This window comes from Curtobacterium sp. AC273 (assembly GCF_979253735.1).
Genome location: NZ_CEEDDU010000006.1, coordinates 89,544 through 105,184 on the forward strand (window position 1 = coordinate 89,544; position 15,641 = coordinate 105,184).

The window sequence follows — 15,641 nt, forward strand, 5'->3', positions numbered from 1 at the left end:
GCTCGTCGTCGTCGCCGGACTGGCCGTCGCGGGCATCATCATGCTCGCGTGGACGCAGACCTGGTTCACCGTGGACCTGCACGCCGGTGCCGCCGTGACCTCCCGGGTCGACGCGGACGGCGCAGCCGTGGTGCCGCAGTACACCGCGCTGGCCATCGCGAGCCTGGCGCTGTTCCTGGCGATGACCATCGCCGGACGCGTGGTCCGGATCGTGCTGGCCTCGGTCGAGGTCCTGCTCGGCCTGGGCGTCGTCCTGGTCCGGCATCTCGGCACTCGCCGACCCGGTCGCGGCGGCGAAGGGCGCGGTCGGCGCGGTCGGCGGGGAGTGAGTGACCTCACCGCGGTCCGACGGGTCGTCGACTCGGTCCGAGGTGTCCGCGTGGCCGGCGGTCGGCATCGTCGGGGGCGTGCTCGCCGTGCTCCTCGGCGTCGTCGCGCTCGTCGTGCAGCGGTCGTGGCCGGGGCCGAGCCGGAAGTACGGCGCGGCCACCGCCGGCGCGGCCGCCGAGGCCCGTGCGGTCGCGCCGGTCGAGCGCGACGCGATCGTCGACTGGGACGACCTGAGCGCCGGTGTGGACCCGACCGAGCAGGCCGACGACACCGGCGGGGCCGCCCCGGCACCCGGGGAGGAACCGGTAGGGATCGGAGGGGCGCCGGTCGAACGACGGCGCCGAAGCAGAACGAGGAGCACCGTGAGCAACACTGAGCCCGCAGAACTCGGCGAAGGCCACTCGCCGGCAGCCTGGACCGCCGTCGTGATCATGTTGATCGGATTCGCGGCCGGCACGTTGTTCTTCTGGTTCGACCAGCCGTGGGGCGTCTGGGCCTCCGCTGGCGTGGTGCTCATCGGCCTCATCGTCGGTGGCGTCATGAAGAAGGCGGGCTACGGCGTCGACGGTCCGAAGTTCGTCCCCAAGCCCCACTCGAGTAGGTCCGGCCATGCCGAACGTGCTCGAGACCCTCGTCGCGGGCGCGCTCGAGGACGCCGCCGCCCGTCGCGTCGACCGCCCGTACTTGGATGTCGAACGCGACCTCGACCGGGTGGCGTCCCGCTCGACGCCCTCGAGTTCCTCGCACCGGGCGACCGGGTGAAGATCCTCGCCGAGGTCAAGCGCGCCAGCCCGTCACGCGGGTCGATGGCGACGATCGAGGACCCGGCGTCCCTCGCCGCCGACTACGAACGAGGCGGGGGCGTCGACGTCAGCGTGCTCACCGAGGGCGGGAAGTTCCTCGGCAGCCTCGCCGACCTCGAAGCCGTCAAGGCCCGTGTCGGCGTCCCGGTGCTCCGCAAGGACTTCATCGCCGACCCGTACCAGGTCATCGAGGCGCGGGCGTCGGGTGCCGACGTGGTGCTCCTCATCGTCGCGGCGCTCGAGCAGCAGCAGCTGGTCGAGCTCCACACCCTGGCGGAGGAGCTCGGCATGCGGGTCCTGGTCGAGGCGCACTCCGGGGACGAGGTCGCCCGCGGCCTCGACGCCGGGGCGCGGATCCTCGGCGTCAACGCCCGTGACCTCACCGACTTCTCGCTCGACCGCGACCTGTTCGGGTCCCTCGCCGACCAGCATCCCCGACGGGGTCGTCCGTGTCGCCGAGTCCGCGGTCGCCGGTCCCGCCGACGTCGCGCACTACCGCGCCGCGGGTGCCGACGTCGTCCTGGTGGGCGAGGCGCTCGTGACGGGCGACGACCCCGCCGCCACGCTCGCGTCCTTCATCGCAGCCGCCGACCGCGGCTGGGACCGACGCGCTCCACCGCCCGGTCCGCCGGGCGCTCCACGCCGGTGCGCCGGGCGTCCCACCGCCCGGTGCGCCGGGCGTCCCCACAGCCCGGTTCGCCGGGCGCTCCCAGGCCGGTTCGCCGGGCTCGTCCCGGGAGACCCATCGTGACTTCACTCCGTGACCTGCACGGGCCGTACTTCGGCGACTTCGGCGGACGCTTCGTCCCCGAGTCGCTGGTGCTCGCCCTCGACGAACTCGAGGCGGCCTTCCGCGAAGCGTGGGCCGACCCGGCCTTCCGCGAGGAACTCGACACGCTCCAGCGCGACTACACCGGACGGCCGTCGATCATCACCGAGGCGCCGCGGTTCGCGAAGCACGCCGGCGGTGCCGGATCATCCTCAAGCGCGAGGACCTCAACCACACCGGCTCGCACAAGATCAACAACGTGCTGGGCCAGGCGCTCGTGGCGCGGCGGCTCGGCAAGACCCGCCTCATCGCCGAGACCGGCGCCGGCCAGCACGGCGTCGCCACCGCGACCGCCGCGGCCCTGTTCGGCATGGACTGCGTCGTGTACATGGGTGCGGTCGACACCGAGCGCCAGGCGCTCAACGTCGCCCGGATGCGCCTGCTCGGCGCCGAGGTGATCCCGGTCGAGACCGGCTCCCGCACCCTGAAGGACGCCATCAACGACGCCCTGCGCGACTGGGTCGCCAACGTCGACTCGACGCACTACCTGCTCGGCACGGTCGCCGGTCCGCACCCGTTCCCCGAGATGGTGCGCGAGTTCCACAAGGTGATCAGCGAAGAGGCGCGCCAGCAGGTCCTCGACAAGGTCGGCCGGCTGCCCGACGCCGTCGCCGCGTGCGTCGGCGGCGGGTCGAACGCGATGGGCATCTTCGAGGCCTTCCTCGACGACGAGTCGGTCGCGCTGCACGGCTTCGAGGCCGGCGGCGACGGCGTCGAGACCGGTCGCCACGCGGCGAGCATCACCCTCGGCCGCGAAGGCGTCCTGCAGGGCACGAAGTCCTACCTCATGCAGGACGAGGACGGCCAGACGATCGAGAGCCACAGCATCTCCGCCGGACTCGACTACCCGAGTGTCGGTCCGGAGCACGCGTACCTCGCGTCGATCGGTCGGGCGAAGTACCAGCCGATCACCGACGACGAGGCGATGGAGGCATTCCGCCTGCTGAGCCGCACCGAGGGGCATCCTGCCCGCGATCGAGTCCCGCACGCCCTCGCCGGCGCGATGAAGCTCGGCAAGGAGCTCGGTCCCGACGGCGTCATCCTGGTGTCCCTGTCCGGCGTGGTGACAAGGACGTGGCATCCGCCAGTCGCTACTTCGGCATCCTCGACGAGAACGCGGTGCAGCTGTGACCACTGACCAGACCTCCGGCCGGACATGAACGCGCACCGGACGGTCGCGGACACCATCGACACCGCCAACGCCGAGCGCGCGGGTGCCGTCGTCGGCTACCTGCCCGCCGGCTACCCGGACGTGCAGACCAGCGTCGACGCCGCGGTCGCCCTCGCCGAGAACGGCGTGGACGTCATCGAGCTCGGGCTGCCCTACTCCGACCCCGTCATGGACGGCCCGGTCATCCAGCGTGCGGCCGAGGAGAGCCTGGCCAACGGCTTCCGGGTGCGCAGGTCTTCGATGCCGTGCACCAGATCACCGAGCGGGCGAACGTCCCCGTGCTCGTGATGACGTACTGGAACCCGGTGCTCCGCTACGGGGTCGACCGGTTCGCCGACGACCTCGTCGCAGCCGGTGCCGCCGGCCTCATCACGCCGGACCTGGTGCCGGACGAGGGCGCCGAGTGGATCGGCGCGTCCGAGCGCACCGGCCTCGACCGGGTGTTCCTCGCCGCGCCGTCCTCGACGGACGCACGGATGCAGCAGGCGGTCGCGTCGAGCCGTGGGTTCGTCTACGCCGTCTCGACGATGGGCGTCACCGGTGCCCGTGTGGGCGTCGACGTGGCGGCCCGGACGGTCGTGTCGCGCCTCCGGGACGCCGGCGTCGCGCGCACCTGCGTCGGTCTCGGCATCTCGACGGCCGACCAGGTGCGCGAGGTCCTCGAGTACGCGGACGGCGCCATCGTCGGGTCGGCCTTCGTCCGTGCGCTGGCCGACCTGGGCGTCCAGGGCGTCGCCGACCGGGCTGCCGACCTCACGACGGGCGCGCAGCGCCAGCTGACGGTCCGGCCGCAGCCGACGTGGCCCGGCCGTTCGGTCGTCCGTCGGTCACCGACGGTCGGACTGGAGGCGCGGTGTACGTGACCGACGTCGGTCACCCGCACCGCTCCTCCAGTCCGTCACCGGCGTCGGTCACAGTTTCCACAGGACCGGGCCCTCGGTTTCCGGACCGGGTCGCGTCCCGCGCTACAGTGAGCGGGTCCGGCGACACGTCGGCACAGCCAACCAGCACCGCGGCAGCCAGCACCGAAAGGCGACAGCACCTCCATGCCCCTCCTGAGCATCCCGAGCCCGAGCACCGCCTGGCAGTACTTCGACCTCACCGCCTGGCTGCGTGACGTGTTCGGCTGGTCGCTGCCGCTCGACTTCCGCATCCACGCGTACGCGATCTGCATCCTCCTGGGGATCATCGCGCCGTCGTGCTCGCGAACCGCCGCCTCAACGCGCGCGGCGTCGAGCGCTGGATCATCATCGACATCGCGATCTGGGCGGTGCCCGCCGGCATCATCGGCGGCCGGCTCTTCCACGTGTTCACGCACGTCAGCGACTACTTCGGTCCGGGTCGCGACCCGCTCTCCTTCCTCTACATCTGGGAAGGTGGCCTCGCCGATCTTCGGTGCGCTCATCCTGGGTTCCGTCGGCGCCTGGATCGGCTGCCGGCAGGTGGGCCTGCGCTTCAGCGCGTTCATCGACGCCGTCGCGCCGGGCGTCCTGCTCGCCCAGGCCTTCGGACGCCTCGGCAACTACTTCAACCACGAGCTGTTCGGCATGCCCACCAGCCTGCCGTGGGGCCTGCAGATCGAGTCGTCGAACGCTGCGTACCCGAAGGGCCTGCCCGAGGGCACGCTGTTCCACCCGACGTTCCTCTACGAGATCATCTGGAACGTCGTCGGCGTCGTCGTGATCCTGCTGCTCGACCGCAAGTTCCAGCTGCAGTGGGGCCGCGTCATGGCGCTCTACCTCGTCTGGTACGGCACCGGCCGCTCCGTGCTCGAGTCGATCCGCGTCGACACGAGCGAGACGTTCTTCGGCATCCGCACCAACGTCTGGGTGGCCTTCGCCGCGATCCTGCTCGGCATCGTCATCTTCCTCGTGCAGACCAGGCGGCACGTCGGCAAGGAGCCGAGTCCGTACCTGCCCGGTCGCGAGCCGCGCTCGAAGTCCGATGTAGACTCGGACGACACCTGGTCGGAGAACGACGACGACGCTCCGGCGGCGGTCACCGAGTCCGATCCGGTCGCCACTCCCGCGACTGGCCGCGCTGGAAGCCCTCGCTGCGTGACCGATCGGATCGGTCCTGATCCTCAGCCGCACCCAGCTGGACCCTTACCAAGCGCGAGTCCGACACCCTCCCACCGCCAGGGCAACTCACTGACGGCGAGCACGGGCTACCAGTCCCGCCCGCTCGGGCGGAACGCACCACCGGGCCACCGCTGTCCCTGTTCCACTTCCTCGTGAGGACGGTTCCCCATGGCGCTCCAGCCACCCCAGTCCGCAGCCCTCGTGCCGCCGCCACCGGCGGTTCTCCGCGATCCCGGACGCCGCCGGCATGTACGACCCGGCGAACGAGAAGGACGCGTGCGGTCTCGCGATGGTCGCGACCCTCCGTGGCACGGCGGGGCACGACATCGTCGACGCCGCGCTCGGCGCCCTGCGCAACCTCGAGCACCGCGGTGCCGTCGGTTCGGACGCGGGCACCGGCGACGGCGCCGGCATCCTCTGCCAGGTGCCGGACACGTTCTTCCGCGACGAGGTCGGGTTCGACCTGCCGGACGCGGGGGAGTACGCCGTGTGGGGACGGCGTACCTGCCCGTCGACGAGGACGAGCGGCACGCGGTGAAGGGCGCCGTCGAGCGGCTCGCCCGGTGAAGAGGGCCTGCGGGTCCTCGGCTGGCGCCAGGTCCCGGTCCGCCCGGAGGTCCTCGGAACGCTGGCCCGTGCCGCGATGCCGGCGTTCGAGCAGCTGTTCGTCGCGTCGATCCGGCACGACGTGCACGGTGCGTCGTGGAGCGGCATCGCCCTCGACCGTCAGGCCTTCCGCCTGCGGAAGCGTGCCGAGCACGACACCGAGGTCTACTTCATGTCGCTGTCGAGCCGGACCATGGTCTACAAGGGCATGGTCACGACGCTCCAGCTCGAGCCGTTCTACCCGGACCTCAGCGACGAGCGCTTCGCGTCGAAGCTCGCGATCGTCCACTCGCGCTACTCCACCAACACCTTCCCGTCGTGGCCGCTCGCGCAGCCCTGTCCGGACGCTGGCGCACAACGGCGAGATCAACACCGTCCGGGGCAACCGCAACTGGATGCGAGGCGCGTCAGTCGCGGCGCCGAGAGCAGAACTGCTCGGCGACCTGGCACCGCTCCTGCCGATCGTCAGCCCGGGCGCGAGCGACTCGGCCTCATTCGACGAGGTCCTCGAGCTCCTCACGCTCACCGGTCGCTCGCTGCCGCACGCGGTGTCGATGATGGTGCCGGAGGCCTGGGAGAACCAGGTCGGGATGGACCCCGAGCTCCGGGCGTTCTACGAGTACCACTCGATGCTCATGGAGCCGTGGGACGGCCCCGCCGCGATCACGTTCACCGACGGCTCCGTCGTCGGCGCGACCCTCGACCGCAACGGCCTGCGCCCGGGACGCTTCCTCGTCACCGACGACGGCCTCATCGTGATGGGCTCCGAGACCGGTGTCATCGACGTGCCCGCGGGGCAAGGTCGTCCGCAAGGGCCGCCTGCGCCCCGGCCGGATGTTCCTGGTCGACACCGAGGCCGGTCGCATCATCGAGGACGACGAGGTCAAGCGCGAGCTCGCCACGTCGGGTCCGTGGGGCGAGTGGCTCGAGCAGGGTCGCATCAACCTCGCCGACCTGCCCGACCGCGAGCACATCGTGCACACCCCGGCCTCCGTGACCCGACGCCAGCGGGCGTTCGGCTACACCGAGGAAGAGGTCCGCATCCTGCTGCGTCCGATGGCGCAGACCGGTGCGGAGCCCCTCGGCGCCATGGGCTCGGACACGCCGATCGCCGTGCTGTCCCAGCGTCCGCGGCTGCTGTTCGACTACTTCACGCAGCAGTTCGCCCAGGTCACGAACCCGCCGCTCGACTCGATCCGCGAACAGGTCATCACGTCGATGGGGATGGGCCTCGGTCCGGAGCGCAACCTCCTCACCGCCGGCCCGGAGCACGCGAAGCAGATCACGCTCGACTTCCCGGTCATCGACAACGACGAGCTCGCGAAGATCCAGCACTTCGAGACGGAGACCGGTCGGCACCTGACGGTCACGATCAAGGGCCTCTACCGCGTCGATGCCGGCAAGAAGGCGATGCAGAAGCGGATCGCGGCGGTCTGCGACGAGGTCGACGCCGCGATCGAGGCGGGCAAGCAGTTCATCGTGCTGTCCGACCGTGACGGCAACGCCGAGCAGGCGCCCGTGCCGACGTCCTCCTGCTGCTCGCGGCGGTGCACCACCACCTGATCCGCACCGAGCAGCGCATGAAGGTCGGCCTGATCGTCGAGGCCGGCGACGTGCGCGAGGTCCACCACGTCGCGACCCTGATCGAGTACGGCGCGTCGGCGATCAACCCGTACCTCGCCATGGAGACCTGCGAGATCCTCGTCCGCCAGGGCATGATCACCGGGATCACCCCGGAACAGGCCGTCAAGAACGTGATCAAGGCGCTCGGCAAGGGCGTGCTGAAGATCATGTCGAAGATGGGCATCTCCACGGTGTCGAGCTACGCGGGCGCCCAGGCGTTCGAGGCCGTCGGGCTGAGCCAGGAGTTCGTCGACCGCTACTTCACCGGCACCTCGTCGATCCTCGGCGGCGTCGGGATCGAGGTCATCGCGAAAGAGAACGCCGAGCGGCACGCCCAGGCCTACCCGCAGGACGGCGCGGTGCTCTCGCACGAGCGGCTGCAGACCGGCGGCGAGTACCAGTGGCGCCGCGAGGGCCCGCCGCACCTGTTCAACCCGGACACCGTGTTCCGGCTGCAGCACGGCGACCCGGTCGCGCCGGTACGACATCTTCCGCGAGTACTCCAAGGCCGTCGACGACCAGTCCGAGCAGCTGATGACGCTCCGCGGGCTGTTCCGGTTCAAGGCGGACGCCCGGAAGCCGATCCCGCTCGACGAGGTCGAGCCCATCGAGTCGATCGTCAAGCGGTTCAACACCGGCGCGATGTCCTACGGCTCCATCTCGAAGAAAGCCCACGAGGCGCTCGCCATCGCGATGAACCGGCTCGGCGGCCGCTCGAACACCGGCGAGGGCGGCGAGGACGTCGACCGACTGCTCGACCCCGAGCGTCGCAGCGCGATCAAGCAGGTGGCATCCGGGCGCTTCGGCGTCACGAGCATGTACCTGACCCACGCGACGGACATCCAGCTCAAGATGGCGCAGGGTGCGAAGCCCGGCGAGGGTGGACAGCTGCCCCCGACGAAGGTGTACCCGTGGGTCGCCCGCACCCGCCACGCCACCGCGGGCGTCGGCCTCATCTCGCCGCCGCCGCACCACGACATCTACTCGATCGAGGACCTCAAGCAGCTGATCTTCGACGTGAAGCGGGCCAACCCGTCCGCTCGCGTGCACGTCAAGCTCGTGAGCCAGTCGGGCATCGGGGCCGTGGCCGCCGGTGTGACGAAGGCCCTCGCCGACGTCGTGCTCGTCTCCGGGCACGACGGCGGGACGGGTGCGTCGCCGCTCAACTCGCTCAAGCACGCGGGGACCCCGTGGGAGATCGGCCTCGCCGAGACCCAGCAGACCCTGATGCTGAACGGCATGCGCGACCGCGTCGTCGTGCAGGTCGACGGGCAGATGAAGACCGGCCGTGACGTCGTCGTGGCCGCGCTGCTCGGTGCGGAGGAGTACGGCTTCGCGACGGCGCCGCTCGTCGTCGAGGGCTGCATCCTGATGCGGGTGTGCCACCTGGACACCTGCCCGGTCGGCGTCGCGACGCAGAACCCGGAGCTCCGGAAGCGCTTCACCGGCAAGCCCGAGTTCGTCGTGAACTTCTTCGAGTTCATCGCGCAGGAAGTGCGCGAGCTCCTCGCCGAGCTCGGCTTCCGCACCCTGGAAGAGGCGATCGGCCAGGCCGACGCCCTCGACGTCGACCGCGCCGTCCAGCACTGGAAGGCATCCGGTCTCGACCTCGAGCCCGTCCTGAACGGTCCGCGCTTCGAGGCGGACGAGCCACGTCGGCACCACCGCGACCAGGACCACGAGCTCGAGCAGCACTTCGACGTGCAGCTCATCCAGCAGACGTCGGACGTGCTCGAGCACGGCGGCACGATCGCGCTGGACCTGCCGATCCGCAACACCGAGCGTGCCGTCGGCACGATGCTCGGCCACGAGGTGACCCTGCGCCACGGCGAGAACGGGCTGCCCGCGGGATCGATCGACGTGACCCTCCGCGGTTCGGCGGGTCAGTCGCTCGGCGCGTTCCTGCCGGCCGGCATCACGCTGCGGCTCATCGGCGACAGCAACGACTACGTCGGCAAGGGGCTGTCGGGCGGCGAGATCATCGTGCGGCCCGACGCCGGCTCCGGGTTCGACCCGGCGCAGAACGTCATCGCCGGCAACGTCATCGGTTACGGCGCGACCCAGGGCAGCATGTTCATCCGCGGCATCGTGGGCGAGCGCTTCCTGGTGCGCAACTCGGGCGCCACCGCGGTGGTCGAGGGCGTGGGCGACCACGCGCTCGAGTACATGACGGGTGGCCTCGCGCTCATCCTCGGCGAGACCGGACGGAACCTCGGCGCCGGCATGTCGGTGGCACGGCGTACGCCGCGGCCTCCGCGAGGAGCACGTGAACACCGACTCGCTCGCGTCCGGCGAGCTCCGACTCGAGGCGCTCGACAGCGCCGACGTCGCGATCGTCACCGACCTGCTCGCCCGTCACCAGGCGGAGACCGGGTCGGCGCTGGCGGCCGAACTGCTCGACTCCGGCGACCTGAGCGACTTCGTCAAGGTGCTGCCGCGCGACTACGCGGCCGTGCTCGAGACCCGACAGCAGGCCGTCGACGAAGGCCTCGACCCGGACGGCGACGTCGTCTGGAACCGCATTCTGGAGGTAACTGGTGGCTGACCCCAAGGGCTTCCTCAAGGTGCAGGAGCGTGAGCTCCCGCCCCGTCGCCCCGTCCCGTGCGGCTCATGGACTGGAAGAGGTCTACGAGCAGCAGGAGTCGGGCGCGCTCAAGCGCCAGGCCGGGCGCTGCATGGACTGCGGCGTCCCGTTCTGCCACCAGGGGTGCCGCTCGGCAACCTCATCCCGGAGTGGAACGACCTGACGTGGCGCGGCGAGGGCCGCCAGGCGATCGAGCGGCTCCACGCGACGAACAACTTCCCGGAGTTCACCGGTCGGCTCTGCCCGGCACCGTGCAGAGTCCTCGTGCGTGCTCGGCATCAACCAGCCCCGGTGACGATCAAGCAGGTCGAGGTCTCGATCATCGACGAGGCGTTCCAGAACGGGTGGGTCACCCCGCACCCGCCGGAGCGCCTGACCGGCAAGACCGTCGCCGTCGTCGGCTCCGGCCCCGCCGGACTCGCCGCCGCGCAGCAGCTCACCCGCGCCGGGCACACCGTCGCCGTCTACGAGCGTGACGACCGCATCGGCGGGCTCCTCCGCTACGGCATCCCGGACTTCAAGATGGAGAAGCGCCAGATCGACGCGCGTCTCGCCCAGATGCAGGCCGAGGGCACCCGCTTCCGGGCGGGCGTCGAGATCGGCCGTGACATCACCTGGGACGACCTGAAGTCCCGCTACGACGCGGTCGTCGTCGCCACCGGCGCCCGGTGCCCGCGACCTGCCCATCCCGGGGCGCGACCTCGAGGGCGTGCACTTCGCCATGGACTACCTCGTCCAGCAGAACCGGGCGAACGCCGGCACGAAGGTCGACGACCAGCTGACGGCCGAGGGCAAGCACGTCATCGTCATCGGCGGTGGCGACACCGGTGCGGACTGCATCGGCACCGCGCACCGGCAGGGCGCGCTCAGCGTGACGAATCTGGCGATCGGCAAGCAGCCGCCGCTGGAGCGTCCCTCCGAGCAGCCGTGGCCGATGTTCCCGACCGTGTTCGAGGTCACGAGCGCCCACGAGGAAGGCGGCGAGCGGCACTACCTGGCGTCGACCGTCGAGTTCCTGTCGAACGAGGCCGGCGAGGTCCGCTCGCTCCCGTGTCGCCGAGACCGAGTACCTCGACGGACGCCGGGTCCCGAAGGCCGGCACCGAGCCGCGAGATCCCCGCGGACCTCGTCCTCATCGCGATGGGCTTCACCGGGCCGGAGACCGACACGCTCGAGCCGCAGCTCGGGCTGCCGACTGACCGTCTCGGGCGCCGTCTCCCGCCGGAGCCGACATACGACCAGGCGGGCGTGTTCGTCGCCGGCGACGCCGGTCGTGGGCAGTCCCTGATCGTCTGGGCGATCGCAGAAGACCGTGCGCGGCGGCGAAGGTCGACGAGTACACCGAGCCGACGATCCTGCCGGCGCCGGTCAAGGCGACCGACGAGGCGGTCTCGGTCTGATGTCCGGACACGACCACCAGTTGCTCACCCTCCCGTGAGCGTGAAGGCCACCAGCACTCGATAGGGTGCTGGTGTCCTTTCGTTCGCGCGGCCCCGCAGCGCGGCTTAAGCACCATCCGAAACCACGAAGGAATCCATTGAGATCGCCGAGATCGTTTCGACGCTCGGACCGGCAACGTCGGAGTACGAGACCGTCAAGGAGATCATCGAAGCGGGCGTCGACGTCGCCTGCCTCAACCTCAGCCACGGTGACTACAGCGTCCACGAGGCCAACTACGTGAACGTCCGCGTCGCGCCGCGGAGGAGCTCGGCAAGCCCAGTCGCCTCCGTGGTCGACCTGCAGGGTCCGAAGATCCGCCTGGCCAAGTTCGCCGACGGCCCGCACGAGCTCGCGGGTCGGCGACGTCTTCACGATCACCACCGAGGACGTCCCCGGCTCCAAGGAGATCTGCGGCACCACGTTCAAGGGGCTGCCGCAGGACGTCAAGCTCTGCGACCCGCTGCTCATCGACGACGGTCGTGTGCGCCCTCCTCCGCGTGCTCGACACCGACGGCGTCCGGGTCCTGCTGACCGAGGCTGGTCTCGGCGCACCGTGTCGAACAACAAGGGCATCAACCTGCCCGGCGTCGCCGTGAACGTCCCCGCGCTGAGCGAGGAAGTGACCAGCCACCTCCGCTGGGGCATCCGCATGGGTGCGGACCTCATCGCCCTGTCGTTCGTGCGCAACGCCGCCGACGTCGACCGCGCCCACGAGATCATGGACGAGGAGGGCAAGCGCCTCCCGGTCATCGCGAAGGTCGAGAAGCCGCAGGCCGTCGACGCGCTCGAGGAGGAACATCGACGCCTTCGACAGCATCATGGTCGCCCGCGGTGACCTCGGCGTCGAAGCTCCCGCTCCGAGGCGGTCCCGATCGTGCAGAAGCGTGCCGTCGAGCTCGCTCGCCGGATGGCGAAGCCGGTCATCGTCGCGACCCAGATGCTCGGAGTCGATGATCTCGTCGCCGATCCCGACCCGCGCCGAGACCTCCGACGTCGCGAACGCCATCCTCAACGGTGCCGACGCGGTCATGCTGTCCGGTGAGACGAGCGTCGGCGAGTACCCGGTGCAGATCAGTCCGCACGATGGCCCGCATCGTCGAGTCGACGGAGGACCACGGTCTCGAGCGCATCGCGCCCCTCGGCCACGAAGCCGCGCACCCTCGGCGGGGCGATCACGCTCGCCGCGGTCGAGATCGCGGAGTTCACCGAGGCGTCGTACCTCTGCGTGTTCACCGAGTCCGGCGACTCCGGCTCGTCGCATGTCGCGTCTGCGTCACGGCCTGCCGATCATCGCCTTCACGCCGAACGAGGCGACCCGCCGGCGCATGGCGCTGAGTGGGGCGTCCGCTCGTTCCTCGTGGAGCGGAAGACCCGCGACCTCGACGAGCTCTTCTCGCAGGTGGACGACGTCCTGGCTGAGAACGGGCTCGCCCCGCTCGGTGACCGCGTCATCGTGACGGCCGGGTCGCCTCCCGGCATCGAGGGCTCGACGAACGACCTCCGGGGTACCCGCGCCAGGACGCCCACGCGGAAGGCCGCGCCGGGCCTACGTGCGCGACTGACGAGCGCGTCCGGACGCTCGACGGGGGGCAGCACCTGCGTACCGGCAGCACGCGCTCGTCGCCTCCTGGTCCGCGCCCCGTCGCGCCCTCCACAACCGCCGGCCGACGCCGGGAACCCACAGGGCGCCCTGGTGGTGCGCTCAGGCCGTCGCGACACGGCAGGATGAGTGGTGTGAGCCCCAGACCGGATCCACGGCGCAACGCGCCGACGTGCGCCGTTGGCGCTACCTCGCCGACGAACGTGCCGAGGCGGCCGTGCATCGGAACTCGCCGCGCGGCGCGACGGCGAGGAACGCGAGATCCTGTCGGCCCTGGCCGAGGCCGAGGGCGGCACGAGCAGCACTGGCTCGAGCTCCTCGGTGACGACGTCGGGCGGCCGCAGCGGGGCAGCCTCCGCACTCGCGTGTTCGCCTCGCTGGCGAAGCGCTTCGGGTCGGTCTTCGTGCTGGTGCTGATGCGCGAGGAGGACCGCCTGCCCTACGCCGACGACGACGACGCGACCGCGCGCATGGTTGCCGACGAACGCATCCACGGCGAAGTGGTCCGCGGGCTGGCGAACTGGGGCCGGATGCGGCTGTCGGGCACGTTCCGTGCGGCGGTGTTCGGCGCGAACGACGGGCTCGTGTCGAACCTCGCGCTCATCATCGGCATCAGCGTCCGGGGCCGACCGGCACTTGTCCTGCTGAGCGGCATCGCGGGACTGCTCGCGGGTGTGCCCTCTCGATGGGTGCGGGGAGTACGTGTCGGTGCGGCCGCAGCGCGAGCTCCTCACGGCCTCGGCACCCACCCCGAGGCTGGCCGTGTCAGGGCCGACCCCGACGTCGACGCGAACGAACTCAGCCTCGGTCTACCGGGCGCGGGGATGACCGAGACCGAGGCGCAGGCGCACGCCGCCGAGGTCCTGCGCGGCACGGCGACGACCAGCACCGCGCCGACCGACGACCACGAGGCGATCGGCAACGGGATGAGCGCGGCGGTCTCGAGCTTCTGCTTCTTCGCCTCCGGGGCGATCATCCCGGTGCTGCCCTACCTGTTCGGGCTCGAGGTGGCCGGCGATCGCGGTCGCCGCGGTCCTGGCTGGTCGGCATCGCGCTGCTCGGCACCGGGGCCGTCGTCGGCGTGCTGAGCGGCGTCGCCGCTGCGTCGAGCGCTCCGGCAGCTCGCCATCGGCTTCGGTGCCGCGGCCGTCACGTACGCGCTCGGGCTGCTCTTCGGCACCGGCAGCGCGTAGCGGCCTGCGCCCCGCTCGATTCCGCGCCGACCGGCACGCTCCGCGGCGCCGACCGGCAGCGCGTAGCGCCCGGCTCCTACCGGCGGAGGCCGCGTTGCGCGGGGCGGCAGAGCGCGAGCGCGCACCCCGACGACGATGAGGGCGATGCCCGAGAACACCATGAACACCGTCAGCGCGAGCCCCGGTGCGACCAGGACGACCACCCCGCCGAGGATCGACAGCACCCCGCTCACGATCGTCGGGATGCGCGACGAACCCGGGTGCCCGACGAAGCCCCCGACGAGCGAGGCGATGCCCTCGACGATGAACCCGATGCCCGCCAGGACGGCGTAGACCACGAGCGGCACGGCCGGGTCGAGCAGCGTCACGAGTCCGGCCACGCCGACCAGGGCGCCGACCACGCCGGAGGTCCAGCGCCACGCCGGCGGGGTGCCGTGGCCGCGGACGGCGGCGAACACGCGGAGCGCCCCGGCGACGACGAGGTACACGCCGAACAGCAGTGCGACGACCAGCGACGGCCGCGGCCAGACGATCGCGACGACGCCGAGGGCGATGGCCACGACGGCGGTGACGACGACGAACACCCGGAAGGTCCGGACGGCACGAGAATCCACGAGCACTCCTCCCCGTCAGAACTGCTCGCCTCGACGCTACCGCGACCCACGGCCGCCGGCTGTGTCTTCAGCCGCCGGCCGCTCCGTCGGGATCTCGATCGGCGGGATCGTCGCGGCGTCGAAGGTCGTGGCAGGGGCACCGGCACGCTCGGACCGGTCGACGGCACGGGGTACGACGGCACCGAGAACGTCGGCACCGGCCGGTCGGGTTCGGGACCGCCCTCCGGCGCCGTCCGCGCCCCGGGGTTTCGCCAGTCCGGCGGCACCGAGCGCGATCAGTCCGATCGTGCAGGCGCCGATCGCGAGCAGCCGGTACCGGACGCCGACGGTCCGGAGGTACCGCTGCGGCGCGTGGCGTCCGGCGCGGAGTGCCTCGACGACGCTCCCCGTGGTGACGAGCGCCATCGGCCACGCGACGAGGGGCAACCGCGCCCGCCGGCAGCGTCGACCTGAGCCCGGTGGCGGCGGCGACGACCCCGGCGACGCCGAGCGCCAGTCCGGTCCAGAGCAAGCGGCCTCTCTTGTCGGCGGCCGCCGGAACCGCCACGCCGTTCCCCACGGCACGCGTCCGGTCCGGGCGGCGTGCGGCGGCGAGCACACGGTCGTCGTCGAGCAGCGGCCTCGTGCCGATCGACACGGCTCCGAGCACGACCGCCAGCTTCGAACACCGCGCGAGTGCCGGCACGCTCGACCACCACGCCGTCCCCGTGCCGACGGCGGCCGCGACCCAGGCCCCGAATCCCGTGGCGAACCGCGCGATGACCGG

9 protein-coding genes and 10 pseudogenes are annotated in these 15,641 nt (G+C 71.4%); 16 read left to right on the forward strand and 3 right to left on the reverse strand.

All coding sequences use genetic code 11. The features are described from left to right. Positions 1-407 precede the first annotated feature (407 nt). The 14 genes and pseudogenes from ACZ8AI_RS10615 to ACZ8AI_RS10680 form a co-directional block, all read left to right on the forward strand. A pseudogene (locus ACZ8AI_RS10615) lies at positions 408-893 on the forward strand (Trp biosynthesis-associated membrane protein); the annotation flags it as partial. A gap of 55 nt (positions 894-948) precedes the next feature. Continuing rightward, positions 949-1,713 (forward strand): annotated as a pseudogene (locus tag ACZ8AI_RS10620) (indole-3-glycerol phosphate synthase TrpC); the annotation flags it as partial. A gap of 167 nt (positions 1,714-1,880) precedes the next feature. Then, positions 1,881-3,093 (forward strand): annotated as a pseudogene (gene trpB / locus ACZ8AI_RS10625) (tryptophan synthase subunit beta). A gap of 25 nt (positions 3,094-3,118) precedes the next feature. Further along, a pseudogene (gene trpA / locus ACZ8AI_RS10630) lies at positions 3,119-3,906 on the forward strand (tryptophan synthase subunit alpha); the annotation flags it as partial. A gap of 273 nt (positions 3,907-4,179) precedes the next feature. Continuing rightward, positions 4,180-5,166: pseudogene (gene lgt / locus ACZ8AI_RS10635) on the forward strand (prolipoprotein diacylglyceryl transferase); the annotation flags it as partial. A gap of 337 nt (positions 5,167-5,503) precedes the next feature. Beyond that, positions 5,504-6,088, forward strand: a pseudogene (locus ACZ8AI_RS10640) (glutamate synthase subunit alpha); the annotation flags it as partial. A gap of 97 nt (positions 6,089-6,185) precedes the next feature. Then, positions 6,186-6,548 (forward strand): annotated as a pseudogene (locus ACZ8AI_RS10645) (hypothetical protein); the annotation flags it as partial. A gap of 247 nt (positions 6,549-6,795) precedes the next feature. Beyond that, positions 6,796-7,383 (forward strand): glutamate synthase central domain-containing protein, encoded by a 588-nt coding sequence (locus ACZ8AI_RS10650; RefSeq protein ID WP_464858491.1) that lies wholly within the window; start codon positions 6,796-6,798, stop codon positions 7,381-7,383. Positions 7,384-7,400: 17 nt separating this feature from the next. Continuing rightward, positions 7,401-7,622 (forward strand): annotated as a pseudogene (locus ACZ8AI_RS10655) (glutamate synthase central domain-containing protein); the annotation flags it as partial. 307 nt (positions 7,623-7,929) lie between these two features. Next, entirely contained in the window at positions 7,930-10,191 is a 2,262-nt protein-coding gene (locus tag ACZ8AI_RS10660) for a glutamate synthase-related protein (RefSeq protein ID WP_464858492.1), read from the forward strand. Further along, positions 10,152-11,492, forward strand: coding sequence for an FAD-dependent oxidoreductase (locus ACZ8AI_RS10665; RefSeq protein WP_464858250.1), 1,341 nt, complete (start codon positions 10,152-10,154; stop codon positions 11,490-11,492). The genes ACZ8AI_RS10660 and ACZ8AI_RS10665 overlap by 40 nt, the downstream gene beginning before the upstream one ends. A gap of 141 nt (positions 11,493-11,633) precedes the next feature. Next, a pseudogene (locus ACZ8AI_RS10670) lies at positions 11,634-11,756 on the forward strand (hypothetical protein); the annotation flags it as partial. Positions 11,757-11,874: 118 nt separating this feature from the next. Continuing rightward, positions 11,875-12,303: a pyruvate kinase gene (locus ACZ8AI_RS10675; RefSeq protein WP_464858493.1), complete on the forward strand. Its 429-nt coding sequence runs from the start codon at positions 11,875-11,877 to the stop codon at positions 12,301-12,303. Further along, positions 12,287-12,478, forward strand: a pseudogene (locus ACZ8AI_RS10680) (pyruvate kinase); the annotation flags it as partial. The gene ACZ8AI_RS10675 and the pseudogene ACZ8AI_RS10680, both read left to right, overlap by 17 nt. A 61-nt stretch (positions 12,479-12,539) precedes the next feature. Here ACZ8AI_RS10680 and ACZ8AI_RS10685 read toward each other — a convergent pair. After that, positions 12,540-12,701: a hypothetical protein gene (locus tag ACZ8AI_RS10685; RefSeq protein ID WP_464858539.1), complete on the reverse strand. Its 162-nt coding sequence runs from the start codon at positions 12,699-12,701 to the stop codon at positions 12,540-12,542. 124 nt (positions 12,702-12,825) lie between these two features. Between ACZ8AI_RS10685 and ACZ8AI_RS10690 the strand changes: the two genes are divergently transcribed. After that, on the forward strand, positions 12,826-13,197 hold the full coding sequence (locus ACZ8AI_RS10690; protein ID WP_464858251.1) for a hypothetical protein: 372 nt from the start codon (positions 12,826-12,828) through the stop codon (positions 13,195-13,197). A gap of 5 nt (positions 13,198-13,202) precedes the next feature. Beyond that, positions 13,203-14,156 (forward strand): VIT1/CCC1 transporter family protein, encoded by a 954-nt coding sequence (locus ACZ8AI_RS10695; RefSeq protein WP_464858252.1) that lies wholly within the window; start codon positions 13,203-13,205, stop codon positions 14,154-14,156. On the opposite strand, the gene ACZ8AI_RS10700 is transcribed toward ACZ8AI_RS10695, so the two are convergent. Both ACZ8AI_RS10700 and ACZ8AI_RS10705 read right to left on the reverse strand, forming a co-directional pair. Next, positions 14,057-14,875, reverse strand: coding sequence for an HdeD family acid-resistance protein (locus ACZ8AI_RS10700; RefSeq protein ID WP_464858253.1), 819 nt, complete (start codon positions 14,873-14,875; stop codon positions 14,057-14,059). The two genes, ACZ8AI_RS10695 and ACZ8AI_RS10700, sit on opposite strands and share 100 nt — an antisense overlap. Positions 14,876-14,911: 36 nt before the next feature. After that, positions 14,912-15,280 (reverse strand): hypothetical protein, encoded by a 369-nt coding sequence (locus tag ACZ8AI_RS10705; RefSeq protein WP_464858254.1) that lies wholly within the window; start codon positions 15,278-15,280, stop codon positions 14,912-14,914. Between the last annotated feature and the right edge of the window lie 361 nt (positions 15,281-15,641).

Coding starts and splice junctions, on each gene's coding strand:
- ACZ8AI_RS10705 (WP_464858254.1), bottom strand. CDS start 15,280: ATGGCGCTCGTCACCACGGGGAGCGTCGTCGAGGCACTCCGCGCCGGA.